General features: G+C 67.7%; 20 protein-coding genes. 12 read left to right on the forward strand and 8 right to left on the reverse strand.

What is annotated here, in order from left to right; genetic code table 11:
- Nucleotides 1-83 precede the first annotated feature (83 nt).
- Both CLU87_RS18835 and CLU87_RS18840 read right to left on the reverse strand, forming a co-directional pair.
- Nucleotides 84-824 carry a response regulator gene (locus CLU87_RS18835; protein WP_099731454.1) on the reverse strand — a complete coding sequence of 247 codons (741 nt, stop codon included), beginning with the start codon at nt 822-824 and terminating at the stop codon, nt 84-86.
- Nucleotides 821-2,767, reverse strand: coding sequence for a type IV pili methyl-accepting chemotaxis transducer N-terminal domain-containing protein (locus CLU87_RS18840; RefSeq protein ID WP_233193819.1), 1,947 nt, complete (start codon nt 2,765-2,767; stop codon nt 821-823). The genes CLU87_RS18835 and CLU87_RS18840 overlap by 4 nt, the downstream gene beginning before the upstream one ends.
- A 71-nt stretch (nt 2,768-2,838) precedes the next feature.
- On the opposite strand from CLU87_RS18840, the gene CLU87_RS18845 reads away from it, so the two are divergent.
- Complete coding sequence (locus CLU87_RS18845) at nt 2,839-3,705, forward strand: ChaN family lipoprotein (RefSeq protein ID WP_099731455.1); 867 nt, start codon at nt 2,839-2,841, stop codon at nt 3,703-3,705.
- A 26-nt stretch (nt 3,706-3,731) separates the two neighbouring features.
- On the opposite strand, the gene CLU87_RS18850 is transcribed toward CLU87_RS18845, so the two are convergent.
- Nucleotides 3,732-6,053, reverse strand: coding sequence for a bifunctional diguanylate cyclase/phosphodiesterase (locus tag CLU87_RS18850; protein WP_199170849.1), 2,322 nt, complete (start codon nt 6,051-6,053; stop codon nt 3,732-3,734).
- A gap of 72 nt (nt 6,054-6,125) precedes the next feature.
- Between CLU87_RS18850 and purU the strand changes: the two genes are divergently transcribed.
- The 5 genes from purU to CLU87_RS18875 all read left to right on the forward strand — a co-directional run bounded on the left by purU (nt 6,126) and on the right by CLU87_RS18875 (nt 10,735).
- Nucleotides 6,126-6,974 (forward strand): formyltetrahydrofolate deformylase, encoded by an 849-nt coding sequence (gene purU, locus CLU87_RS18855; RefSeq protein ID WP_056059864.1) that lies wholly within the window; start codon nt 6,126-6,128, stop codon nt 6,972-6,974.
- A 12-nt stretch (nt 6,975-6,986) separates the two neighbouring features.
- Nucleotides 6,987-7,892, forward strand: coding sequence for a LysR substrate-binding domain-containing protein (locus tag CLU87_RS18860; RefSeq protein WP_056059867.1), 906 nt, complete (start codon nt 6,987-6,989; stop codon nt 7,890-7,892).
- A 269-nt stretch (nt 7,893-8,161) separates the two neighbouring features.
- Nucleotides 8,162-9,661, forward strand: coding sequence for an FAD-linked oxidase C-terminal domain-containing protein (locus CLU87_RS18865; protein WP_056059869.1), 1,500 nt, complete (start codon nt 8,162-8,164; stop codon nt 9,659-9,661).
- 5 nt (nt 9,662-9,666) lie between these two features.
- On the forward strand, nt 9,667-10,026 hold the full coding sequence (locus CLU87_RS18870; protein WP_056059873.1) for a CidA/LrgA family protein: 360 nt from the start codon (nt 9,667-9,669) through the stop codon (nt 10,024-10,026).
- Nucleotides 10,010-10,735, forward strand: coding sequence for an LrgB family protein (locus CLU87_RS18875; protein WP_056059876.1), 726 nt, complete (start codon nt 10,010-10,012; stop codon nt 10,733-10,735). The genes CLU87_RS18870 and CLU87_RS18875 overlap by 17 nt, the downstream gene beginning before the upstream one ends.
- Nucleotides 10,736-10,790: 55 nt before the next feature.
- Here the strand turns inward: CLU87_RS18875 and CLU87_RS18880 are convergent, their stop codons facing one another.
- Both CLU87_RS18880 and CLU87_RS18885 read right to left on the reverse strand, forming a co-directional pair.
- Complete coding sequence (locus tag CLU87_RS18880; RefSeq protein ID WP_099731456.1) at nt 10,791-12,086, reverse strand: DUF445 domain-containing protein; 1,296 nt, start codon at nt 12,084-12,086, stop codon at nt 10,791-10,793.
- Nucleotides 12,087-12,119: 33 nt separating this feature from the next.
- A complete protein-coding gene (locus tag CLU87_RS18885) occupies nt 12,120-13,259 on the reverse strand; it encodes an aminotransferase class V-fold PLP-dependent enzyme (protein WP_056059884.1) in 1,140 nt (379 codons plus the stop codon).
- Between the two features lie 90 nt (nt 13,260-13,349).
- Here CLU87_RS18885 and CLU87_RS18890 point away from each other — a divergent pair, with 90 nt between their 5' ends.
- Both CLU87_RS18890 and CLU87_RS18895 read left to right on the forward strand, forming a co-directional pair.
- The gene (locus CLU87_RS18890) at nt 13,350-14,156 is read left to right on the forward strand and encodes an AraC family transcriptional regulator (RefSeq protein WP_056059887.1); all 807 of its coding nucleotides are present in this window, start codon (nt 13,350-13,352) and stop codon (nt 14,154-14,156) included.
- A gap of 98 nt (nt 14,157-14,254) precedes the next feature.
- On the forward strand, nt 14,255-14,866 hold the full coding sequence (locus tag CLU87_RS18895; RefSeq protein ID WP_056060091.1) for a LysE family translocator: 612 nt from the start codon (nt 14,255-14,257) through the stop codon (nt 14,864-14,866).
- 28 nt (nt 14,867-14,894) lie between these two features.
- On the opposite strand, the gene CLU87_RS18900 is transcribed toward CLU87_RS18895, so the two are convergent.
- Complete coding sequence (locus CLU87_RS18900) at nt 14,895-18,167, reverse strand: carboxyl transferase domain-containing protein (protein ID WP_099732249.1); 3,273 nt, start codon at nt 18,165-18,167, stop codon at nt 14,895-14,897.
- An 87-nt stretch (nt 18,168-18,254) separates the two neighbouring features.
- The gene (locus CLU87_RS18905; RefSeq protein WP_099731457.1) at nt 18,255-19,865 is read right to left on the reverse strand and encodes an AMP-binding protein; all 1,611 of its coding nucleotides are present in this window, start codon (nt 19,863-19,865) and stop codon (nt 18,255-18,257) included.
- Nucleotides 19,866-20,020: 155 nt separating this feature from the next.
- Here CLU87_RS18905 and CLU87_RS18910 point away from each other — a divergent pair, with 155 nt between their 5' ends.
- The 3 genes from CLU87_RS18910 (at nt 20,021) to ltaE (ending at nt 23,232) form a co-directional block, all read left to right on the forward strand.
- On the forward strand, nt 20,021-20,671 hold the full coding sequence (locus CLU87_RS18910) for a TetR/AcrR family transcriptional regulator (protein WP_099731458.1): 651 nt from the start codon (nt 20,021-20,023) through the stop codon (nt 20,669-20,671).
- 53 nt (nt 20,672-20,724) lie between these two features.
- A complete protein-coding gene (locus CLU87_RS18915) occupies nt 20,725-21,972 on the forward strand; it encodes a branched-chain amino acid ABC transporter substrate-binding protein (protein WP_056059897.1) in 1,248 nt (415 codons plus the stop codon).
- A gap of 189 nt (nt 21,973-22,161) precedes the next feature.
- A complete protein-coding gene (gene ltaE / locus CLU87_RS18920; protein ID WP_099731459.1) occupies nt 22,162-23,232 on the forward strand; it encodes a low-specificity L-threonine aldolase in 1,071 nt (356 codons plus the stop codon).
- A gap of 6 nt (nt 23,233-23,238) precedes the next feature.
- Here ltaE and CLU87_RS18925 read toward each other — a convergent pair whose 3' ends face one another.
- Nucleotides 23,239-23,958: a YggS family pyridoxal phosphate-dependent enzyme gene (locus tag CLU87_RS18925; RefSeq protein WP_099731460.1), complete on the reverse strand. Its 720-nt coding sequence runs from the start codon at nt 23,956-23,958 to the stop codon at nt 23,239-23,241.
- Nucleotides 23,959-23,995: 37 nt separating this feature from the next.
- On the opposite strand from CLU87_RS18925, the gene CLU87_RS18930 reads away from it, so the two are divergent.
- Complete coding sequence (locus CLU87_RS18930) at nt 23,996-25,039, forward strand: type IV pilus twitching motility protein PilT (protein ID WP_015012257.1); 1,044 nt, start codon at nt 23,996-23,998, stop codon at nt 25,037-25,039.
- Nucleotides 25,040-25,088: the final 49 nt, after the last annotated feature.

Raw genomic sequence — 25,088 nt, forward strand, 5'->3', positions numbered from 1 at the left:
CCGGTGCAGGGCATCGTCCGAAAGAACTATGGAGTATGTGTTGTACGGCAGTAGCGCCTGCACGCCACGCGCAGGAACCCGCGCTATTCGGCGCGCTGCCGGTCCGAGGCGTACACCGCTGCCTGCACGCGCGAGCTGAGGCCCAGCTTGCGCAGGATGTGCTGCACGTGGATCTTCACCGTGGTCTCGGCGATGTCGAGCGTGCGGGCGATCTCCTTGTTGCTCGCACCCCGGGCGATCTCGCGCAGCACGTCTTCCTCGCGCGGCGACAGCGGGGTGAAACCGTTGGGGGCAGCCACCGCTGCGTCAGCCGGGGCCATCGGCGAAGGTGGGACCTCGGGCGCACCCTGCGACTGGAACGCCGCCACCAGCTTGCCCATCAGCTCGGGGCTGACCACGGGCTCGCCCCGGGCAGCGCGATGAATAGCCTGGGCCAGCAGCTCGCCGTCGATGGTCTTGAGCAGGTATCCCTGGGCGCCGTTGCGCAGCGCGGTTGCCAGGTCCTGCGCGTCCTCGCTCACAGTGAGCATGAGCACGCGCGAGGTGGGTGACACCTCGCGCAGGCCCTGGATGGCATCCACGCCCATGACGCCGGGCAGGTGGTTGTCGAGCAGGATCACCTGCGGCTGCAGCTGGGGCGCAAGCCGCAGGGCCTGCGCGGCATCCCCCGCCTCGCCCACCACGGACAGGCCCTCATACTGGCACAGCAGCGCGATCAGCCCGCGACGGAACAGCGTGTGGTCGTCCACAACCAGCAGCGTGACCGGCGGTGTCGTCGGCGCTGACGCGGGGGTTGTGGCAACGGGCGATACGGAGGTCGTCATGGCATGATGGCTTGTTGGGGGGCTACGGCGTATATCGAACCCGCTGAATGGGTGGATGCGGCGGGCTGGTGAGGCGGCGTGGGTGCGATCGAGGGAAGCTCGATGCACACGCGGGTGCCCTGCCCCGGAGCGGACTCCACCTGGACCACCGCGCCAATGCGCTGGGCCCGTTCGCGCATGATGCCCAGGCCTACATGCAGCGAGTCCGGTGGCACGGAGGCCACCTCAAAGCCAGTGCCGTTGTCCTGCACCTCAAAGCGCCAGCGTGGATGGCGGTGCACCAGCACATCCACCCGCGTGGCGCCCGAATGTTTGCGCACGTTCGACAAGGCCTCCTGCACCATGTGCAGCACCTGGATCTGCACGTCCTGCGCCAGCGGCAAGCCGTGGCCCACCATGCCCAGCGTGGTGGCCATGCCGGTCTGGTGCTCAAACTTGGACAAGGTGGCGCGCAGCGCTGACTCGATGTCTTCCTCGCTGGTGCGGGTGCGGAAGTGCACCAGCAGCTCGCGCACATCGGAATAGCACTCGCGCACACCCACATCCAGCTCGCCGATGCTGCGGTCGCGCTTGGCCTCATCGCCGCGCGCCACGGCATCGCGCAGCAGCTGGGTCTGGATCTTGAGGAAGGCCAGCGACTGGGCAATGGAGTCGTGCAGCTCCCGGGCCAGCAGGCTGCGCTCCTCAGCCACCGCCGCCTCGCGCTCCAGCGCGGTGGCACGCAGGCCCTCCATGGCACTGGCCAGGTGGCGCGTCATGGCTTCGAGCAGGTCGCGCAGTTCATCAGTCAGCTCCACCGGCGAGCGGAAGAACAGATCCACCTCGCCCAGCAGGCGCTGCAGCATCTGCACCGGGATGGTGACCATGGTCTGGAACCCCGCCTCGCGGCAATGGGGCAAGGCAACCGTGGTGGACGGTGTGATGGGAATGACCCGGGTGCGCGCCTGGGCCTGCGGCTGGCCGCACAGGCAGGTGCCCGTGTGCAGGCAGTGTTCGCCTTCGGCCATGGTGCGCGGCAGGCCGTCGCCCGCCAGCAGCACATAGCGTTCGTTGGCCTCATTGGACCAGCGCACGGCAGCTGCGTCGGCCCCCGCCACGCGGCGGATCTGCTGCACAAAACCCTGGGCCAGCAGCTCCAGGCTGCCCGCCGTGCTGGCCAGCGCGCTCACCTCATACAACGCGGCCAGGCGCTGGTTCTGCACAGCGATGCTGGCGGTCTTTTCGCGCACCTTGTGCTCCAGCTCGTCGTGCGATGCCTGCAGTGCATGCGCCATGAGGTTGAAGCCCGCCGACAGCTGACCGAACTCGTCATCCGTATCCACCGGCAGCCGCGTGCCCAGCTCGCCCTGGCGCAGTCGGGCCTGAGCCTGCTGCAGACGTGCCACGGGATTGATGACCAGCAGATAGCTCACCGCCATGAAGGTGACGGCAGCCACGATGGCCAGCGCCATCATGAACAGCTGGAACAGGTGAAGCGCGGCAGTCCAGCCCGCGATCTGGATCTCGATGGCATCCACAAAACCATCGACCTGCTGCACAAAGGCATCAGCCTCTGCCAGGTTCCGGGCGCGGTCCGGGGGCGATGCGCTGACCCACCCGGTGCGGGCCTCGGCCCATCGGGCGCGGATGCCATCGAACCGCGTACGTGTCTCATCGCTCCACGGCACAAACAGGGGGCGCGACGGATCGCCCGTGCGCAGCAACTCCAGGCTGGCGTCGAACTGGCGGGCGCGTTCTTGCACGGCCTCGGGTGGCTCGGTCTGCAGCACCAGCACCATGCGCAACATGTTCATGCGCAGGCGGCCCGCCTCGTTGACCGCAGCTGCGCCGCCCTCAAGCTTCCAGGTCACCCACAGGGTCAGGCCGATGGACGCGAGCGCCACCAACAAGAAGCCCGCGCCCATGGCAAGAAGTTTGGTGGAGAGCGTGGGACGGGAGCGCATGGCGCAGTGTAGGGAAGGGGCATCACCACAACCTTGACCTGGGTCAAGAGCGGCCCGCGTAGCATGGAGCCATGCAACGACTACCCCTCCCTCTCCTGCGTACCTGGCTGGTGCTGGGAAGCGTCACCGTGGCGCTGGCTGGCTGCGCCTACGCCCCTGCCACCGGCACGCCGCTCTCCCCCCTCTGGACCGACCGCTTGCAGAGCCTGCTTCCCGCCGATGTACTGCTGCTGGGCGAGCAGCACGATGCACCCGACCACCAGCGCCTGCAGCGCGAGGCCGTGGCGTGGCTGTCTGCGCGCGGGCAGCTGGCGGCCGTGGTGATGGAGATGGCCGAGCGGGGCCACAGCACCCGGGGCCTGCCACGCGATGCCAGCGAAGCGCAGGCCCAGGCCGCCCTGCAATGGGACAACGCCGCCTGGCCATGGCAGGCCTATGGCCCGGTGGTGATGGCGGCCGTGGGCGCCGGCGTGCCCGTGCTGGGAGGCAACCTGCCCCGCGCCCGCATGCGGGCCGCCATGGCGGAGACCGCCTGGGACCGGCACCTGCCCGCCCCCGCGCTGGCGCAGCAATACCAGGCGCTGCGCGACGGCCATTGCGGGCTGCTACCGGAGTCGCAAATTGCGCCCATGGCCCGCATCCAGATCGCCCGCGACGCGAGCATGGCCCGGACGGCCCAGGAAGCGTTGCGATCCGGCCAGACGGTGCTGCTGGTGGCTGGCGGCGGCCATGTGCTGCGCCACCTGGGCGTGCCAACGCATTGGCCGGCAAATCTGGTGTCAAAAGTAGTGATCGCGCAGGTGGAACATGCGCCGGCCGCTATCAAATCAGGTGCACAAGCAGATGCCGTGGTCCAGACCCCGGCGCTGCCTCCGCGTGATGTGTGCGCAGAGTTGCGCGAGCAGTGGCGCCCTGCGCCCCCCGGACAGAAGGTCTGAGCGCACTCAGGGCCTGTTCACCCTATTCAGCCCTGCGCGGCGGCAGCAGTCTCCGCCTGCGCGCGCAGCAGCGCCACAAAATCGTCGGCGGGCACAGGGCGGCTGCACAGGTAGCCCTGGTAGGCGTCGCAGCCCCGATCACGCAGAAAGGCCAGCTGGCCCTCGGTCTCCACCCCCTCGGCCAGCACCGACAGGCCCATGCTGTGCCCCATGGCGATGATGGCAGCGCTGATGGCCATGTCGTCCTCGCTTTGCGGAATATCGCGGATGAATCCCTGGTCGATCTTGAGCACGTCGATGGGAAACCGCTTGAGCTGCGCCAGCGACGAATAGCCGGTGCCAAAGTCATCCACCGCGATGCGCACCCCCAGCTCGCGCAGGCGCACCAGCACCTGGCGGGCTTCTTCGGTACGTTCGGCCAGGGCGCTTTCGGTGATCTCCAGCTCCAGCAGTGCCGCGGGGAACCCGCTGGCCTGCAGCGCGGCCGCCGTGCAACCGGCCAAGTCGGTCAGGTGGAACTGGCGCGGCGACACATTCAGCGCCAGGGTCAGCGGGGGCAGCCCGGCATCACGCCATTGCTGGCCCTGGCGGCAGACCTCGCGCACCACCCATTCCCCCAGCGGGCCGATGACGCCAGAGGTCTCGGCCACGGGAATGAAGCGCGCGGGGGAGATCAGCCCCTCTTGCGGGTCGTTCCAGCGCACCAGGGCTTCGGCGCCCTGGATGCGACCGGTGGCAATGTCGATCTGGGGCTGGTAGTACATCTGCAGATGGCCCTGGGCCAGCGCCAGGCGCAGGCGCGACTCCAGCTCCAGCCGCTCGCGGGCCGCCTGGGTCATGGCCTCGTGGAAGAAGCACCACGCCCCCCGGCCGCGCGCTTTGGCGCCATAGACCGCCGCGTGGGCGCCCTGCAGCAGCAGCTCGGTGGTGCCAGCGTGCTCCGGGAACATGCAGATGCCCACACTGACGCCCGCCACCACCTCGAGCCCGTCGGGCGAACGCCAGGGCTCGGCCACGGCGCGGATCAGGTGGCGCGCCACGGCGGCGGCGCCATCGGCATGGCGCAGGTTGCGCGCCACCACGGCCAGCTCGTCGCCGGCCATGCGCCCCAGCACGTCTCCGGGCCGCAGGGCGGACTGCACCTGCCGCGCAATGTGCTTGAGCACCTCGTCGCCAGTGGCATGGCCGTAGCTGTCGTTCACGTCCTTGAAGCGGTCCAGGTTGAGCAGCAGCACGGCGATGTGCTCGCCACTGCCCTGCGCCTCCTGCACCGCCAGCTCCAGCTGGTGCCCGAACCAGGTGCGGTTGGACAAGCCCGTGAGCGGGTCGTTGTGCGCCAGGTATTCCAGTTGCCGCTGCTGGGCCTTTTCTTCGGAGATGTCGGTGAACATGCACACGTAGTGCGTGATCTCGCCCGCCGGGTCGCGCACGGCCGACAGGGACATGTGCTCCGGGAAGATCTCGCCGTTCTTGCGGCGGTTCCAGATCTCGCCCTGCCAGTACCCGGTTTCGGTCAGCGCCGACCACATCGCCTCATAAAAAGCCTTGTCGTGGCGGCCCGACTTGAAGACGCGCGGGGTCTTGCCCAGCAGCTCCTCCTCGGTATAGCCCAGCAGGCGGGTGAACGCCGCGTTGACCGACAGGATGCGGCTGTGGGCGTCGGTCACCACCACGCCCTCCATGGTGTTGTCCACCACCGTGGCCGCCAGGCGCTGGCGGGCCTCGCTGCGCTGCAGCGCGGCCCGCGCGGCCTTGATCTCGTCGAGGTCCTGCACCACACACACGAGGTGCGCGGGCTCATCGCCCACTTCGGGCGCCAGCGTCACGGTGCACAGCACAGGCGCCCGGCGGCCGTTGTCCAGCCGCAGGCAGTGGCGCTCGCCCACATAGTGGTCGATCTCGCCAGCCAGCAGGCGCTCCAGTTGCGACGCCGCCCAGTCAGGGTCCTGGGCGATCATCACATCGCGAAAATTGAGGCCCAGCGTCTGCGCGGGCGTGGCCCCCAGCAGGTCGCACAGGCGGGCGTTGGCCCACAGAAAGCTGCCGTCCAGCGCCACCCGCGCAAACCCGGCCGGCGCATGGCGCACGATCTGCGTCAGCTCCTGCGCCATGGCCATGCGCACCTTTTCGGCGCGGCGCATGCGCCGCAGCAGCCACCAGGCCAGGCCGCTGGTCAGCGCCACATAGCCCCAGCCCTTCCAGGTCTGAAAACGGGTCAGCAGGGCCGGGTCGGTCACCCAGTGGGCCAGCAACACATCGCCCGCAAACACCCAGGCCACCCCCAGCACCAGGTACAGCAGCATGCCCCGCCAGGGGACCAGTGATGAGGCATAGCCCTCGTTGCCCATTGCGCTTCTTGCGCTCCTTGTTGATTTCACGGTTTCACGGCCTTTGGCCCTTGCTGCGACAATTGCACAGCTATGACCAACGCCTACATCCTTACCCTGTCCTGCCCCGACCGCCTGGGGCTGGTGCACGCCGTCTCCGGCTTTTTGCTGGAGCATGGCGGCAACATCGAAGAAGCCGCGCAGTACAACGACCACGCCACGGGCCTGTTCTTCATGCGGGTGCAGTTTGCCTGCGACCAGCACGACCACCCCACCCTCAAAGCGCGCCTGACCAGCTTTGCCGAGCCCTACAACATGCACTGGAGCCTGCACGCCACGGCAGCCCCCATGAAAACCGTGCTCATGGTCAGCAAGGAAGGCCACTGCCTCAACGACCTGCTGTTCCGCTGGAAGAGTGGCCTGCTGCCCATCGACATCCGCGCCATCATCAGCAACCACCGCGACTTCTACCAGCTGGCGGCCAGCTACAACGTGCCGTTTCATCACATCCCGATGACGGGCAGCACCAAGGCCCAGGCCGAAGCCAAACAGTTTGAGATTATCGAGGGCGAAGGGGCCGAGTTGGTGGTATTGGCCCGTTACATGCAGATACTTTCTCTTGACCTATGTCAAAAGTTGGCCGGTCGGGCCATCAACATCCACCACAGCTTCCTGCCCAGCTTCAAGGGCGCCAAGCCGTACTACCAGGCCCATGACCGGGGCGTGAAGCTGATCGGCGCCACGGCCCACTATGTGACGGCCGACCTGGACGAAGGCCCGATCATCGAGCAGGACGTGGCCCGCGCCGACCACACCGACACCGTGGAAGACCTCACGGCCCGCGGCCGCGACACCGAAAGCCAGGTGCTGGCCCGCGCCGTGAAGTGGCACAGCGAGCACCGCGTGATCTTGAACGGCCACAAGACAGTCATCTTCCGCTAGTCCAGCTTTCCCATGGCCACGGCAGCCCCGTCCTCCTTCCTCAGCAGCGCCGCCCGGCGCATCCCGCCCATCCAGTGCCTGCTGACCTTCGAGGCGCTGGCCCGCCTGCGCAGCGTGACGCAGACGGCCGACGAGCTGTGCGTGACGCCCAGCGCCGTGAGCCACCGCGTCAAGCAGCTGGAGCAGATCCTGGGGGTGCGGCTGTTTGGCCGGGCCGATTTTTCGCTCACCACCGAGGGCAGCGCCTACCTGGCCCATGTGCGCGAGGGGTTGGGTGCGCTGCAGCGGTTCCCCGGCCAGGCGGCCGCGCCTGGGCGGCGGCGGCTCAAACTGGCCGTGACGCCCACGTTTGCGCGCACCATCCTCATCCCCCGCCTGCGCCAGTTCACCGAGGCCTATCCCGAGATCGACCTGGCGCTGCAGGTCTCCATCCCGCTGCTGGACGTGGTGGCCGAAGACGCCGACCTGATGGTGCGCTTTGGCCCCGGCCACTATGCCGACGTGGAGCATGTGGAGCTGGCGCGCGACGTGGTCACGCCCCTGGCCTCGCCCGCGTTCGTGCGCGAGCATGGTCCCTTTGACCGGCCCGAAGACCTGGAGGGCGTGCCCCTGCTGCGCAGCCCGCTGGAGCCCTGGCGCACCTGGTTTGCTGCCACGGGTCTCGACTGGGCCGAGCCCAGCGAGGGCTCGCAGTTCAACGACATCGGCCTGATGTGTGATGGCGCCGCTGCCGGCATGGGCGTGGCGCTGGTACGCCTGAAGCTGGGCGCGCCCTGGCTGGAGAACGGCACACTGGTGCGCCTGTTTGACACCGACACCGCCAGCCCCCACGCGCACTACCTGTGCTGGCGCACGGGCACCATGGACCGGTGGGAATGCGCAGCGTTTGCCGAATGGCTGCGCAAAACCATGGCGTAGTAGAGGTATCCCCCTGAGTCGCCTTGGGCGCCTTCCCCCTTCTCTCGGCTACGCCGGGAAGGGAGACGCAGCCCTTGCTGCGGGGCGGCCCTTGCTCGGCTGCCCTCGCCCGAGTCACGCCCGCCTCCATCAGGCTCAGGCAAATTTGCCTCCAGCGCTTGTCCAACAAGCGCCAGAAGCTATCAATTGATGAGCGATCCGGTGTTTTTCACAATCACCTGAAGAAAAGCTCAAGCCCGGGCACCGAGCCATCCCCTACAGTGACAGCCATGAACACTGCCGCCGACCCCACCGTAGCCCTGTCCGAACGCGCCGCGCGCCAGGCCGAGGTTGTCCAGGCCCTGGGCCGCGTGCTGCCCGCCCACGCACTGCTCTGGCACAACGAGGACACCACGCCCTACGAATGCGACGGCCTCACCGCCTACCGCCAGCGCCCGCTGGTGGTGTGCCTGCCGGAAACCTACGACGAGGTGCAGGCCGTGCTGCAGGTGTGCCACCGGCTGCAGGTGCCGGTGGTGGCGCGCGGTGCGGGCACGGGCCTGTCGGGCGGCGCCATGCCCCACGCCCTGGGCGTGACGATGTCGCTGGCCAAGTTCAACCGCATTCTCGACATCAACCCCGAAAGCCGCACGGCCGTGGTGCAGTGTGGCGTGCGCAACCTGGCGATCAGCGAGGCGGCAGCCCCCTACAACCTCTACTACGCGCCCGACCCCAGCAGCCAGATCGCCTGCACCATCGGCGGCAATGTGGCCGAGAACTCGGGCGGCGTGCACTGCCTCAAATACGGCCTCACCGTGCACAACGTGCTCAAGGTAAAGGGCTTCACGGTGGAAGGCGAGCCCGTCGAATTCGGCAGCGAGGCACTCGACGCCCCTGGCTACGACCTGCTGGCCGCCGTGATCGGCAGCGAGGGCATGCTGGCCGTGACCACCGAGGTCACCGTCAAGCTCATCCCCAAGCCCCAGCTGGCGCGCTGCATCATGGCCAGCTTTGACGACGTGCGCAAAGCGGGCGACGCGGTGGCCGCGGTCATCGCGGCCGGCATCATCCCGGCCGGCCTGGAGATGATGGACAAACCCATGACCGCTGCCGTGGAGGACTTTGTGCACGCGGGCTACGACCTGACTGCGGAAGCCATCCTGCTGTGCGAGAGCGACGGCACACCCGAAGAGGTAGAGGAAGAAATTGGCCGCATGAGCGACGTGCTGCGCGCTGCAGGCGCCACCGCCATCTCGGTCAGCAACGACGAAGCCGAGCGCCTGCGCTTCTGGAGCGGCCGCAAGAACGCCTTCCCCGCCAGCGGCCGCATCAGCCCCGACTACATGTGCATGGACTCGACCATCCCGCGCAAGCGCCTGGCGGACATCCTGCTCGCCATCCAGGAGATGGAGAAAAAATACCAGCTGCGCTGCGCCAACGTGTTCCACGCGGGCGACGGCAACCTGCATCCGCTGATCCTGTTCGATGCGAACGATGCCGACCAACTGCACCGCTGCGAGCTGTTTGGCGCCGACATCCTGGAGACCAGCGTCGCCATGGGCGGCACGGTGACGGGCGAGCATGGCGTGGGCGTGGAGAAGCTCAACAGCATGTGTGTGCAGTTCTCTGCAGCGGAAAACGCACAGATGTTCGGGCTCAAGCACGCGTTTGATCCGGCAGGGTTGCTGAACCCCGGCAAGGTAATCCCCACGCTGAACCGGTGCGCGGAGTACGGGAAGATGCTGGTGCGTGGGGGGCAGATCAAGCACCCCGACCTGCCGCGTTTCTGATCGCCATGAAGGCGCTGCAAGGGCTGGCCTTTCTTCTGCTCATGCAGTCGGGGGGCGAGGCGCTGTCTCACTTTTTGAAGCTCCCGGTCCCAGGGCCGGTGGTCGGCATGGTGCTGCTCTTGCTGGCCTTGCGTTGGCAGCCCGTTCGGGATGCCGTAGCCCCGGCGGCGGGCTTCTTGCTCCAGCACCTGTCGCTGCTGTTTGTGCCGGTGGGCGTGGGGGTCATGACCCACCTGGCGCTGCTGAGCACCTATGGCCTGCAGCTGGTGGCGGTGATTGTGCTGTCCACCTGGGTCGGTATGGCCGTGACGGCGCTGGTGCTGCGTCTTTTGCAGCCCAAGGAGACCCATGGCGAACTTCGTTGAGCTGTGGGTGTACCTGGCATCGGCCCCACTGTTCGGGCTGACCGCAACGCTGGCGGTGTATGTGCTGGCGCAGGCGCTGTCGGTGCGCTCGGGGCACGCGCCCTGGGCCAACCCGGTGATGCTGTCAGTGGCCATTCTGGCCACGGTCATGCTGGCCACCGGCACGGCCTATCCCACGTACTTTGCGGGCGCGCAGTTCATCCACTTCTTGCTGGGCCCTGCGGTGGTGGCGCTGGGCTGGCCCCTGTGGCAGCGCCGCGCGGCCTTGCGCTCGCGTTGGGGCCGGCTGGTGCTGGCCTCGCTGGCGGGTGGCAGCGCGGCGGCCGCCAGCGCTGTAGGCCTGGGCTGGGCACTGGGCCTGCCGGGTGATGTGCTGATGTCGCTGGCCCCCAAATCCGTCACCGCCCCGGTCGCCATGGGCATTGCCGCACAGATCGGCGGCGTGCCCGCCCTGGCCGCCGTGTTCGCGGCGCTGACGGGCATGGTGGGGGCGCTGTCTGCGCGCTGGTTGTTTGGCTTGATGCGCCTGCCCACCGACGCGCAAGGCATGGCACTGCGGGGCTTTGCGCTGGGCACGGCGTCACATGGCATCGGCGCGGCGCATGCGCTGCAGGTGCATGCCGAAGCGGGGGCGTATGCAGGGTTGGCGCTGGGGCTGCAGGTGGTGCTGGCTGCGGTGCTGATGCCGCTGGTGTTCCGGTTGTTGTGAGGGGTGCGGCAGGGGCATCACCTCTTGTCCCACGCTGCGCCGCGCTCAGCGGCCCTCACCCGCCCCACAAAGCCCGCCCCATCTCCCCCACATGCGACACAGCAAACAGCACCAGCCCGATGAGCCCGCCCACCACGGTGCCATTGATGCGGATGTACTGCAGATCCTTGCCAATGTTCAGCTCGATCAGCTGAGTCATCTCTTCCGTATCCCACCGCAGCACCGTGTCCTCGATGTGCTGCGCAATGAACGCCGACACATCCGGCGCCAGACCCTCCACCCAACGCTCCAGCCTGTCATTGAACGACTGCCGCAGCGCCGCGTCCCCCGCCAGCGACTCGCCCAGCCATAACCCCAGCTTGCCCACCTGCCGCGCCAGCACCGAGTTGGCATCGGCCAGGTCGCGTTGCAGAGCGCCGCGCAGATCCAACCACAAGGTCTGCACATAACCTGCCACCGTGGCGTCGGTCTGCAACCATGTGCGGATCTCCTCGCCCTTGCGCTCCCATTCCGGGTCGCTGCGCAGGCGCTCGATAAAGCGCTGCACCGCCACATCAAACTGCGCACGCAATGCGTGCTGCGGGTTGGCGGCCACATCGGTCATCAGGCTCTCCAGCGCGCGGGCCAGCAGGGCCGAACCCTTGTCGCCCAGCCAGTCGCTGGGCAGCAATTTCTCGGTGCGCGGGTGGTCCTTCTTCAGCCAGACCACGATGGACTGCGCGACCCAGGTGCGGGTTTGCTCGTTCTGCAGCAGTTCGATGAGCTTGGCCAGCACGTCGTCCAGCAGCGCCTGGTGACGGCCGTTGTGCGTGAGGGTGTCGAGCACCGCCGCCAGGGCGCGCGACATATCCACCTGCCCGATCAAGGCACGCGCGGCCTTGTGGATGAAGCGCTCCACCTGCGCGTCCTGCACCGTCTCCAGCGCGGCCGATGCCAGGCGCGTGGCCTGGTGTCCCAGCAGCGCGGCGTTGCCTGGCGCCGTGAGCCACTGCGCCAGACGCTCGGCCGGGTCGTGCCGGCGGATCAGCGACACGAGCGAAGGCACGTCCAGGAACTTGTCGCGTACAAAGGTGGCCAGGTTGCGGCCGATGCGCGCCTGGTTGCGCGCGATGACTGCGGTGTGCGGAATCGGCAGGCCCAGCGGGCGCCGGAACAGCGCCACCACCGCAAACCAGTCCGCCAGCGCACCCACCATGGCGGCCTCGGCCATGGCCTTCACACCGTTGAGCCACAGTCCGCGTTCGACCACGCTGGTGGCGATGAACACCGCCGTCACCAGCAGCAACAGTCCCAGCGCCTGCCGTTTGGCACGCCGCAGGGCTACGGTTGCGCTGTCAGTCTCTGGCTTCATCCGGGCCAGCCCGCCGACCTCGACCCCAATGCGTCAGGCAGTCGCCGCAATCTGGTCCAGCGCCTTCGACAGGTGGCCCACCGTGCGGTCCACGTTGTGCCACTTCTCCAGGCCAAACAGGCCAATGCGGAAGGTCTTGAAGTCCGGCCCCTCATCGCACTGCAGCGGCACACCCGCAGCCGTCTGCAGGCCCACTTCCATGAACTTCTTGCCGTTCTGGATGCCGGAGTCGGTGGTGTAGCTCACCACCACGCCGGGCGCCTTGAAGCCGTCGGCCGCCACGCTGGGGAAGCCGCGCGATTCGAGCAGCGCGCGCACCTTGGCGCCCAATTCGATCTGCTCGTCACGCACCTTGGCAAATCCATATTCACGCGTCTCGCCCATCACCTCGCGCAGGCGCACCAGCGCATCCGTGGGCATGGTGGTGTGGTACGCGTGCTGGCCCTTTTCGTAGCCCTCGGCAATCTGCATCCACTTCTTGAGGTCGCACGAGAAGCTGCTGCTCGTGGTGCCCTCGATGGCTTCGCGCGCACGCTCGGACAGCATCACCATGGCGCAGCAAGGCGATCCGCTCCAGCCCTTTTGCGGTGCGCTGATGAGCACATCCACGCCCGTGGCCTGCATGTCCACCCACATCGCGCCCGACGCCACGCAGTCCAGCACAAACAGCGCGCCCACCTCATGCGCAGCTGCCGTCAGCGTGCGGATGTAGTCGTCCGAAAGGATGATGCCGCTGGCCGTTTCCACATGGGGCGCAAACACCACCTTGGGCTTTTCTGCCCGGATGGTGGCGGCGACTTCTTCAGCGGGGCATGGTGCCCAGGGCGCCTGCGGGCCACTGCCCTGCTGGCGCGCCTTGCACACCACGGAACCACCGCCCAGGCCCTTGTCGGCATCAAAGATCTGCGTCCAGCGGTAGCTGAACCAACCGTTGCGCACGATGAGCACCTTTTCCTTGTTGGCAAACTGGCGCGCCACGGCCTCCATGCCGAAGGTGCCGCTGCCGGGCACCAGCACGGCGGTGTGGGCGTGGTAGACCTCTTTGAGCGTGCCCAGGATGTCCTGCACCACGCCGGTGAAGCGCTTGGACATGTGGTTGAGCGCGCGGTCGGTGTAGACCACCGAAAATTCGAGCAAACCATCGGGGTCGATATCGGGCAAAAGGCCAGGCATAGAGGAGTCTCCGCGTGTGAAACTGAGGGAGGAAAAAGGGACGATCAGGTCAGCTTATCATGGCCCCGCGCCACCCCAAGGCCGCGCGCCATGCAGCAAAAACCCTTCCGATTCCTGCCCACCGCACTGCCCGGCATCGAAGCGATGCAGGCCGACTCCCGCCTCGTCTTCGGCAGGCACATGCACTTGCAGTTCGGCCTCGGCGTGATCGAGCGGGGTGCGCAGAAATCGGCCAGCGGCCGGGGGATTGTGGAATCGGGCCCAGGCGACACCATCACGGTCAACCCCGGCGAAGTCCACGATGGCATGCCGCTGGACGAGCGTGGACGCGCCTGGCGCATGCTCTACCTGGAGCCCGCCCTGGTGGCGCCATTGGCGGCAGAGGTGCATCCGGGCCCGCACGGCTCCGCCTTCGAATTCCATGCTCCGACCATGCGCGATGCGCGGCTGGCGGACCAGGTACTGGCGCTGTTCGACGCGGCCACCCACCGCCCCAACCACTCGGCCGCAGCGCTGCATGTGGAGGAATGCCTGTTGCGGGTGCTGAGCGGCCTGCTGCGGCCGAAGGGCCACCAACAATCCGCCGCGTCCATCGCCAGGGCTCGCACCATGATGGACGACGATCCCACCGCGGCCTGGAGCCTCGCGCAACTGGCCGATGCGGCAAGTTTGAGCCGCTACCAGCTCGTGCGCCAATTTGCCCAGGCCACGGGCCTGACGCCGCACGCCTACCTGCTGCAGCGCCGACTGCAGCTTGCGCGCCATCTGATGGGTGCGGGTACGCCCCTGGCCGATATCGCCGCAGCCAGTGGCTTTGCCGACCAAAGCCACCTGACGCGCCTCTTCACGCGCAGCTTTGGCATCACACCGGGCGCCTACGTCCGCGCACGCGGCTGACAGCCCGGACCCTGCAATTTCGTTCAAGACCGTTGTGCGGGGGTTGGCGGATGCTGCGGGCATCGCCACTTCACGCCGCCGCCGCGCGGCCTCTCGCCATGGGCATCGAATTTCTCATCACCTCTCTCATCGTGGTCGTCTCGCCGGGGCCAGGAACCCTGCTGACCGTGGCGGCCGGACTCTCGGGCGGCGCGCGGGCCGCCGCCGTGACGGCGCTGGGCTGCACGCTCGGCATCGTGCCGCACCTGCTGGCGGCGATCACCGGGCTGGCCGCACTTCTCAACGCCAGCGCCACGGCATTCGAAGTCCTGCGCTACGCGGGGGTCGCCTACCTGGTCTACATGGGCTGGGCCACGTGGCGCTCGCCCGCCACACTGGAGGTGCGCGCCGACGCACCCGCACGCACAGCCGGTGGGCGTATCGCGGAAGCCATGCTGATCAACCTGCTCAACCCCAAGCTGTCGCTGTTCTTCCTCACCTTTCTGCCGCAGTTCATCGCACCGGGTGAATCGCAGCCCGCGTGGCGCATGGTCCAGCTCTCGCTGGTCTTCATGGCCATGACTTTTGTGGTGTTTTTGGGCTATGGCGTCTTTGCCGCCCGGTTTCGTGACCAGGTGCTGCAGCGCCCCGGCGCGCTGGTGTGGCTGCGCCGCGGCTTTGCGGCCGCGTTTGTCGGGCTCGGCGCAAAGCTCGCCCTGATGCACCGATAGGCACCACCGTGCCAGGTGCCGTGCTGCTTCACCAGGTATCGATGCAACGTGGACCCAGCGGAGCCACCTGCGCCGACGCCAGCCCCCGCGCCAGCCAGGCCCGCGTGTCCGCCGGGTCGATCACCGCGTCGATCTCCAGCGTGGCGGCCATGTGCATCGCCTCGCCGTTGGCGTAGGACTTGGCCAGCAGCTTGGCAAACAGCGCGTCGCGCTCGGCGCCCTCGGGCAGCGCCTCCAGCTCCTTGCGAAAGCCCAGGCGCACGGCGCCTTCGAGCCCCATGGCACCGAACTCGCCCGTGGGCCAGGCGACAGTGAACACGGGCGCATGGAAGCCCCCGGCCGTCATGCCCATGGCGCCCAGGCCGTAACCCTTGCGCAGCACCACGCTGAAGGTGGGTACGCGCAGGCTGGCTGCGGTGACGAACAGGCGGCTCACGTGGCGCACCTGGGCCGTGGCTTCGACCTCGGGGCCGACCATGAAGCCGGGCGTGTCCACCAGGCTCACGATGGGCAGACCATGCGCGTTGCACAGCTGCATGAAGCGCGCGCCTTTGTCGGCCGCATCGGCGTCGATGGCGCCGCCCAGGTGTTGCGGGTTGTTGGCCAGCAGGCCCACGGGGCGGCCTTCGATGCGCGCGAGTGCGGTGTGGATGCCCGCGCCAAAGCCGGTGCGCAGCAGCAGCAGGCTGCCGTCGTCCACCAGGCCCGCCATCGCCGTGCGGGTGTCGTACACGCGCAGGCGGTTTTCGGGCACCACGGCGCGCAGCAGGCGCTGGTCGGGTGCAGACCACTGCGATGTGCGGCCCTGGAAGAACGACAGGTAATGGCGCGCGGCCTGCACCGCCCCGGCCTCGTCATCGACCAGCACGTCGATCACGCCGTTGGCATGCTGCACGCGGCTCGGTCCGATCTGCTCTGGCTTGAAGATGCCCAGACCACCACCTTCGATCATGGCCGGGCCGCCCATGCCGATGTTGCTGGCGCGCGTGGCAATGATCACGTCGCTGCAGCCCAGCAGCGCCGCGTTGCCCGCAAAGCAGCGCCCGGCGGCGATGCCGATGACTGGCACCTGGCCCGACAGCGCCGCGTAGCTCGCAAACGTGTGCACATGCAGCCCCGCCACCACGGGCATGTCGGTGTCGCCCGGGCGCCCGCCGCCGCCCTCGGCGAACAACACCACCGGCAGCTTCTGCGCCAGCGCGATGCCGAGCATGCGGTCGGTCTTGGCGTGGTTGCGTGCGCCCTGGGTGCCCGCGAGCACGGTGGCGTCGTAAGACATGACCACGGTGCGGGACTTCTCGTCGCCAAACAGTGCGCCATTGATGCCGCCGATGCCTGTGACCATGCCGTCGGCGGGTGTGTTGGCAATCAGGTCCTCCTTGCTGCGGCGGCGCGCCTGCGCGGCGATGGCGAGGGCGCCATATTCGATGAAGCTGCCGTCGTCGCACAGGTCGGCAATATTCTCGCGCGCGGAGCGGCCACCTTGGGCGTGGCGTTTGGCCATGGCGTCGGGGCGCGCGGCGTCGAGCGTGAAGGCGTGGCGGTCGATCACGCGTTGCAGGTCGGCGCGGATGTGGTCGGGGTCGTGCGCAGCGCTGCCCTGCACTTCGACATCGGCCGCATCGTCCACCGCGTCCAGCACCAGCAGCGGCTGCCCCTGCGCGACGTAGGCACCGGCCACGGCCAGCAGCGCGCCGACGCGGCCCGCGTGTGGGGCCAGCAGCACATGCTCCATCTTCATGGCTTCGAGCACGGCCAGCTCGGCGCCTGCGGCGACCACGTCGCCCTCGGCCACGCTCAGCTGCACCAGGCGGGCGGGCATGGGGGCCAGCACGGCACCTTCGGGTGCAGGCATTGAGAAATTTGAGTATTTTTGGCCGCTAGCGCTTGATGGATAAGCGCTGGCAGCTATGTTTTTGGAAGCACCCAGCAATTCAGGCAACACGGATTCCAGCCAGCGCGTGTGCACCTGCTGGCTCTCCATCTCGGGCCGTGTTGCCAGCGCCTGCAGCAGCGCGAGGTTGGTGGCCACGCCCTCGATGCGGCACTCGGCCAGCGCGCGCTGCGAGCGGCGCAGCGCATCCGCAAAGTGCGGGCTGCGCGTGTGCACGATGAGCTTGGCCAGCAGCGTGTCGTAGTGCGGCGACGGCGTGGCGCCTGCTGCGCCGTGCGTGTCCACGCGCACGCCGGGGCCTGCGGGCAGGTCAAAGCGACTGAGCGTGCCGCTGCCTGGGGTGGCGTTGCCCTGTGCGTCCAGCGTTTCGGCGTTGATGCGCCACTGCACGGCAAAGCCCAACACGGCAGGCAGTGCGGCAGGGTCGAGGCCGATGTCCTGCAACGTGCGGCCTGCGGCCAGTGCGATCTGCGCCTGCACCAGGTCCACGCCGGTGACCTCTTCGGTGATGGTGTGCTCCACCTGCAGGCGTGGGTTACATTCGATGAACACAAACGGCAGGTCGTTCGAGGCCAGGTCCACCAGAAACTCGAACGTGCCCAGGCCCTCGTAGGCCACGGCGCGCGCCATGGACAGTGCGGCGGTGGTGATGCGCTCGCGCAGCGCTGCGGGCAACGAAGGGCTTGGCGCGATCTCCACCACCTTCTGAAAGCGCCGCTGCAGCGTGCACTCGCGCTCGCCCAGCGCGATCACCTCGCGCCCATCGCCCAGCACCTGCACCTCGATGTGGCGCGCGGTGCCCATCAGGCGCTCCACGTACACGCCGTCCACACCAAAGGCGGCCTGCGCCTCGCTGCGGCAGCGCGCGTAGGCAGCGGGCAGTTCATCGGCCGACGCCACCGCGCGCATGCCGCGCCCGCCGCCACCGCCGATGGCCTTGATCACGATGCCTGCATGGGCGTGCTGCGCGAAGAAGGCCCGTGCCTCCTCCAGAGACACGGCCGCCTGCGTGCCGGGCATGAGCGGCACGCCCTGCTGCTGCGCCAGCGCACGGGCCTGCGCCTTGTCGCCGAACAGCGCGAGCTGCGCAGGCGTGGGGCCGATGAAGCGCAACCCGGCCTCGGCGCAGGCACGGGCGAAGTCGGCGCGCTCGCTCAAGAAGCCGTAGCCCGGATGCACGGCATCGCAGCCCTGCGCCTGGGCAATGGCAATGAGGCGCGCACCGTCCAGGTACGCCGCCGGGCCGGTAGTGCCCAGCGCCACGACCGCACTGGCTGCGTGTACATGGGGGCTGGCGGCGTCATCGTCGGCATACACGGCCACGCTGGCAATGCCCAGGTCGTGCAGGGCGCGCACGGTGCGCAGTGCGATTTCGCCCCGGTTGGCAACCAGCACTTTGGTGAACAGAACAGAAGATGGCATGGGGAAGTCGCTATATTTTGTATAGCTACCAGCGCATATTCATCCAGCGCCAGCAGCCAATTTCTCGTCAAATCACGCAATATCCCTTAGCAGGCGGCGCAGCACCTTGCCCGCGCCCGTGGCGGGCAGCGCATCGATGAAGCGCACTTCGCGCGGGGCCTTGTAGGGCGCCATGTTCTCGCGGCACCAGGCCACCAGCGCGGCGGCGTCCACATCCTGGCCGGGCTTCTTGACGATGAAGGCGCGCACCACCTCGCCCTTTTCCGCATCCGGCACGCCGATGACGGCGGCCTGGGCCACGGCGGGGTGCTTGATGAGCAGGGTCTCGACCTCTTCGGGGAACACGCTGTAGCCCGAGACCTTGATCATTTCCTTGAAGCGGCCGATGAAGGTGAGGTAGCCGTCCGCATCGATCTTTCCCATGTCGCCGGTGTAGACCCAGCCGTCACGCAGCGTCTTGGCCGTGGCCTCGGGCTTTTTCCAGTAGCCCTTGAAGTTGCCGGGGCCGTGGATGGTGATCTCGCCCACCTCGCCAGCAGCCAGCGGCGCGCCGGTGTCAGGGTCCACGATGCGCAAGGTGTTGCCCGGCACGGGCTTGCCCTGCGTGCCCCAGCGAATGGCGTCCACCGGCATGGCGGTGTCGACGGTGTGGGTTTCCGACAGGCCATAGGCCGCCTCGTGCGCAATGCAGTGGGGCGCGAACTGCTGCCACTGCTGGGCCAGCGCCTCGGTGAAGGTGATGCCAAAGCTGGTGACCGGGTTGCGGCGCAGCGCGCTCCAGTCCATATCGCGCGCGCCGGGCACTTGCATCAGGGCGCCGTTCATGGGCGCGATGCTGTACCACCAGGTCACGCGGTGGCGCTCCAGCGCCTGGGCCACGCCCAGCGGGTCGAAGCGGTACAGCAGCACGGCCGTGGCGCCGGTGTACACGGGCAGGTTCACGCCCATCACCATACCGGCGATGTGGTACAGCGGGGCCACGGCCAGCAGCGTTTCGTGCGGCGTCATGCCATTGCAGTCGGCCGACGCAGCGGTCTTGAAGGTGGCATTGCCGTAGCTCAGCATCGCGCCCTTCGGCAACCCGGTGGTGCCCGAGGTGTAGGTCATGAGCGAGATGTCATCCATCGACAGCGCCACGGGCGCAGGCCGCGCACCGGTGCGGGTGGCGGCCAGGAAGTCTTCGCAGCCCGCAGGCACCGGCGCCATGGCGGCGCGCATGGCCAGCAGCTCGGCGGGTACGTCGATGCTGGGCGTGCTCTCGGACAGCAGCTCGGCATAGCGCACCACAAACACGTGCTCCAGCGCGGTCTTGGCGCGCACCTTGTCCACCACGGGCAGCAGCACATCGGCCGCGACGATCACGCGCGCCTGCAGGTCGGTGAGCTGGTATTCCAGCTCGTGCTCCTTGTTCAGCGGCCCGCAGGGGCAGACGATGGCGCCGATCTTCTGGATGCCGTAGTGCGCCATCACGTACTGCGGGCAGTTGTTCATGAACAGTGCCACGGGCTCGCCCTTGGCCACACCCAGCGCCTGCAGGCGCGCGGCAAATGCCTCACTGGCCGCATCAAGCTGCGCCCACGTGAGGGGCTGGCCGTACCAGAGGTAGGCGATGCGGTCGGGCGTTTCGCGCGCGTGGCGGCGCAGGTGTTCGTGCAGCGGCAGCTGCGGTGCGGCAGAAGGCATGGGGTTGTCTCCGAGGTGTCTGGAATCGCTGGTTCTTGGCGGCCACTCAGGGTTTTCTCTGAGCGCCCTCACCCGCCAGCGTCTTGCCAATATATACCGCTCGGTAGAACAATGCTACCCATGGGTATAACTTCAACGTCGCGCAAAGGACACCGATGAACCAGCAGCCCCCCGTGCAGGCCAGCGGCCGCCAGAAGGCCGCCACGGCCGGGTCGGACGAAAAGCGCGAGCGCATCCTGCGCGCGGCCGAGGCGCTGTTTGATGCGCAGGGCTACGCCAACACCACCATCGAGCAGATCGTGCAGCAGCTGGGCGTGACCAAGCCCTTTGTGTACTACTACTTTCGCAACAAGCAGGAGATCTTCGAGACGCTGTCGTGGGCGCCTGCCGTGGCGTGTTTCACTGCGATGGACTTTGCGGCGGACGATGACCGGCCTGCCCACGTGAAGGTGACGGAAGGCATCGAGCGGCTGATCCGCGCCACGCTGGAGCACCACCCCTCGGCCTTCTTCCCGTACCGCGAGCCGCAGGTGTACCGGCCCGAGTACCTGGCGGCGCAAAAGGACCTGGCGAACCACTTCTACGACCGGCTGTGCGCGCTGCTCGAACAGGGCCGCCAGGACGGCATGTTCGAGTTCAACGACACCAAGATCACCGCCCTGGCCGCCTGCAGCATGCCCGGCTTTCTCTACAACTGGTACCGCCCTGACGGCCGCCTGTCGCAAGACGAGGTGGCGCAGGAGCTGGCGCAGCTGGCCTGGCGTGTGCTGGGGCTGCGGCGAACCCGCAAGCGCAACTCAGCCTGACGCGCACCGCAGCACCCTTACACCAAGCACAACAACCACCGGAGACAAAACCCATGAAAACCGTGTTCCTCACCCCCCTGGCCGCTGCGGCGGCACTACTCATCGGCACGGCCGCCAGCGCGCAGGAGACCTTCAAGGTCGCCTACATCGACCCGCTGTCGGGCCCGTTCGCCAACGTGGGTGAGCTGATGCTCACCCACACGCAGTACGCCATCGAGGACATCAACGCCAAGGGCGGCGTGCTCAAGGGCACCAAGCTGCAGCTGCTGCAGTTCGACAGCAAGCTCTCGGCGCAAGAGAGCCAGAGCGCGCTGCAGGCCGCCATTGACCAGGGGGCCAAGGCCATCGTGACGGGCGGTTCGGGCTCGTCGGTGGTCACGGCGCTGGTGCAGGCAGCGGCGCGCCACAACCAGCGCAACCCGGGCAAGGAGATCCTGGTGCTGAACCACTCCTCTATCGACCCCGAGCTGACGGGCAAGGCCTGCAACTTCTGGCACTTCCAGTTCGAGGCCAACACGGCCATGAAGATGAAGGCCATCGCCAACTACATCAAGAAGCAGCCAGACATCAAGAAGGTGTACCTGCTGAACCAGGACTACGCGCACGGCAAGCAGTGGGCGCACTATGGCCGCGAGATGGTGGGCCTGGCGCGGCCCGACATCCAGTTTGTGGGCGAGGCGCTGCACCCTATCGGCCGCGTGAAGGACTTTGCGCCCTACCTCGCCAAGGTCAAGAGCACGGAGGCCGACTCGGTCATCACCGGCAACTGGGGGCAGGACATGACGCTGCTGCTCAAGGCGGCGGGCGATGCGGGCTACAACCTGCGCTACTTCAACCACAGCGCGGGCTCCATCCCCGGCACGGTGCTGGCGGTGTCGCAGGCCAAGCAGGGCCAGCTGACCTGGGTGGCCGAATGGCACCCCGGCCAGGCCGACACCCCCAAGGTGGACGCGCTGGCCAAGACCTACAAGGCCAAGACGGGCAAGGACTTTCTCGCGCCGCGCATCGAGATGACGCCGCGCTTCCTCGCCGCAGCCATCAACAAGGCCCAGTCCACCGACCCGGTGAAGGTAGCCCGTGCGCTGGAAGACCTGACCCTCGAATCGGTGGTGGGCCCCGTGCGCATGCGCGGCGAAGACCACCAGCTGCTGCTGCCCCAGGTGGTCAACACCATCGCGCCGGTGGACGGCAAGGCCGTGAAGGTGGGCTGGGAAGGCACGAACTATGGCTTTCGCACCGATGCCGCCTACACCGGCAATGAGCTGGCGCAAGGCACGGATTGCAAGATGAACAGACCGTAGCCCCCCTGAGTCGCCTTCGGCGCCTTCCCCCTCGGGGGGACGACGCCCTCGCTGCGGGGCGGCCCTTGCTCGGCGTCCCTGACCTAGGCAGCGCCCATTTCGCCGGCCGAGGGCATTGCAGCCGCAGGGGATGCCAACGCGACTAATATGGCCGGCCATTCATTGACCCGACCCACAAGGACCGCGCCCATGCCCGACTTTCGCAGCGACACCGTCACCCAGCCCACGCCCGCCATGCGCGAGGCCATGTTCAAGGCCCCGCTGGGCGACGATGTGTTTGCCGACGACCCCTCAGTGAACGCACTGCAGGACCATGCCGCCGAGCTGCTGGGTTTTGAGGCCGCGCTGTTCGCCCCCTCGGGCACGCAGACCAACCTGATCGCGCTGTGGGGCCACTGCCAGCGCGGCGACGAGGCCATCGTGGGCCAGAGCTGGCACACCTATCGCTGGGAGGCGGGCGGCATGGCCGTGCTGGGCTCCATCCAGCCCCAGCCGGTCGAAACCCAGCCAGACGGCACGCTGCGCGTGGCCGACATCGCCGCCGCCATCAAACCCGACGACCCGCACTTCGCGCGCACCCGCCTGGTGGTGCTGGAAAACACGACCGGCGGCCAGGTGCTGCCGCCCGCCTACATCGCCGAGGTGGCGCAACTGGCGCGCAGCCGGGGGCTGGCCATGCACCTGGACGGCGCACGCATGTTCAACGCTGCCACGGCCAATGCCGCGCGCAACGGCACCGATGTGTATGCGGAAGCGCGCGCGCTGTGCAGCCACTTTGATTCCGCATCGCTGTGCCTGAGCAAGGGCCTGGGCGCGCCCGTGGGCTCGCTGGTGCTGGGCTCGCGCGACTTCATCCGGCAGGCGCGCCGCACCCGCAAGATCCTGGGCGGTGGCATGCGGCAGGCGGGTGTCCTGGCGGCTGCCGGCCACTACGCGCTGCAGCACCACGTGCGGCGCCTGGCGGAAGACCACGCCCGCCTGGACCGGCTGGCCCAAGGGCTGGCCGAGGCCAATCGGAGCCACACTGTGCTGCAGGGCAAGCTCACCGTGCTGCCGTGGCAGACCAACATCCTCTTCACCGACCTGCACGCAGAGGTGGCCCCAGCATTCACCGCCTGGCTGGCGCAGCACGGCGTGCGCGTGACCAGCAGCCTGTATGGCGGCGCCACCCGGCTGCGCTGGGTGACGCACCTGGATGTGAGTGAGGCGGATGTGACAGCGGCGCTGGACTGCGTGGCGCGCTTCACGCTGCCGGGCTGAGCCCGCTCAGGCGGCGGGGTAGGTCCGGCCACCAAACACGCCGGTGCCCACGCGCACCAGCGTGCTGCCTGCCTGAATGGCGGCCTCCAGGTCGGCCGTCATGCCCAGGGACAGGGTGTCAAACTGCCCCAGGCCTGGCTCTCCCACTGCCGATATCTCATCAAATAGCCTTCTGGCGCTAGTGTGGATTGCCAATTGCGCTTCAAATTCAGGAGCATGGTCCGGAATGCTCATGAGCCCCCGCACGACCAGTCGTGGCAGTTTTGCGACAGCACGCACCAGGTCCAGGGCCTCGGCCGGGGCCACGCCCGACTTGGTGGGCCCACCGTCGATGTTGACCTGGATACATACCTGCAGCGGCGGCAGGTGATCGGGCCGCTGGCCTGACAGGCGCTCAGCGATCTTGAGCCGGTCCACCGTGTGCACCCAGTCGAAGTGCTCGGCCACCAGGCGGGTCTTGTTGCTCTGGATAGGGCCAATGCAGTGCCACTGCAGCGCCACACCGGGCGAGGCAGCCCGCACGGCGGCAATCTTGTCCACGCCCTCCTGGATGTAGTTCTCGCCAAAGGCGCGCTGGCCTGCGGCCACCGCCTCCAGCACTGCATCGGCGCCAAAGGTCTTGGAAACGGCCAGCAGGCCCACCTGGCCCGGGTCACGCCCGGCAGCCCGGCACGCCTGGGCGATCCGGCCCATAACCTGTTGGAGGTTGTTAGCAATCGTGGTCATAATGTTTGGCAAGCGTACCAAACGATAGAGGGACTCCGTGGACATTACCCAATTGCTCGCGTTCAGCGTGAAGAACAAGGCCTCCGACCTGCACCTCTCCGCCGGTCTGCCGCCCATGATCCGGGTCCACGGCGACGTGCGGCGTATCAACGTCGATGCGCTGGACCACAAGACGGTGCATGCCATGGTGTACGACATCATGAGCGACGCGCAGCGCAAGACGTATGAAGAGTTCCTGGAGGTGGACTTTTCCTTCGAGATCGAAGGCCTGGCCCGCTTCCGCGTCAATGCCTTCAACCAGAACCGGGGCGCGGCCGCCGTGTTCCGGACGATTCCAAGCAAGATCCTGACGCTGGAGCAGCTCAACGCCCCCAAGATCTTTGGCGATCTGGCTTTGAAGCCACGGGGCCTGGTGCTGGTTACCGGCCCCACGGGCTCGGGCAAGTCCACCACGCTGGCCGCCATGGTCAACTACCTCAACGAATCCGAATACGGCCACATCCTCACGGTGGAAGACCCGATCGAATTCGTGCACGAGTCCAAGAAGTGCCTGATCAACCAGCGTGAAGTCGGCCCGATGACGCTGTCCTTCGCGGCGGCCCTGAAGTCCGCACTGCGCGAAGACCCGGACGCCATTCTGGTGGGCGAAATGCGCGACCTGGAAACCATCCGCCTGGCCATGACGGCTGCTGAAACGGGCCACTTGGTGTTTGGCACGCTGCACACCTCGAGCGCCGCCAAGACAATCGACCGGATCATCGACGTGTTCCCCGCCGAAGAAAAGGAAATGGTCCGTGCGATGTTGTCCGAATCACTGCAGGCCGTGATCTCGCAAACGCTGTGCAAGACCAAGGACGGCTCCGGCCGCGTGGCTGCGCACGAGATCATGCTGGGCACCAGCGCCATCCGCAACCTGATCCGCGAGGCCAAGGTGGCGCAGATGTACTCCACCATCCAGACCAGCAACAGCGTGGGCATGCAGACACTGGACCAGAACCTGACCGACCTCGTGCGCCGCAACATCATCAGTCCGGCCGAAGCACGCAGCAAGGCCAAGATCCCCGAGAACTTCCCCGGCTGAGCCCCCGACAGCACACCCCCATGAACGACTTTGCGGCCCCTGAAGGCGC

It is taken from the genome of Acidovorax sp. 59 (genome assembly GCF_002754175.1).
GTDB lineage: Bacteria > Pseudomonadota > Gammaproteobacteria > Burkholderiales > Burkholderiaceae_C > Acidovorax > Acidovorax delafieldii.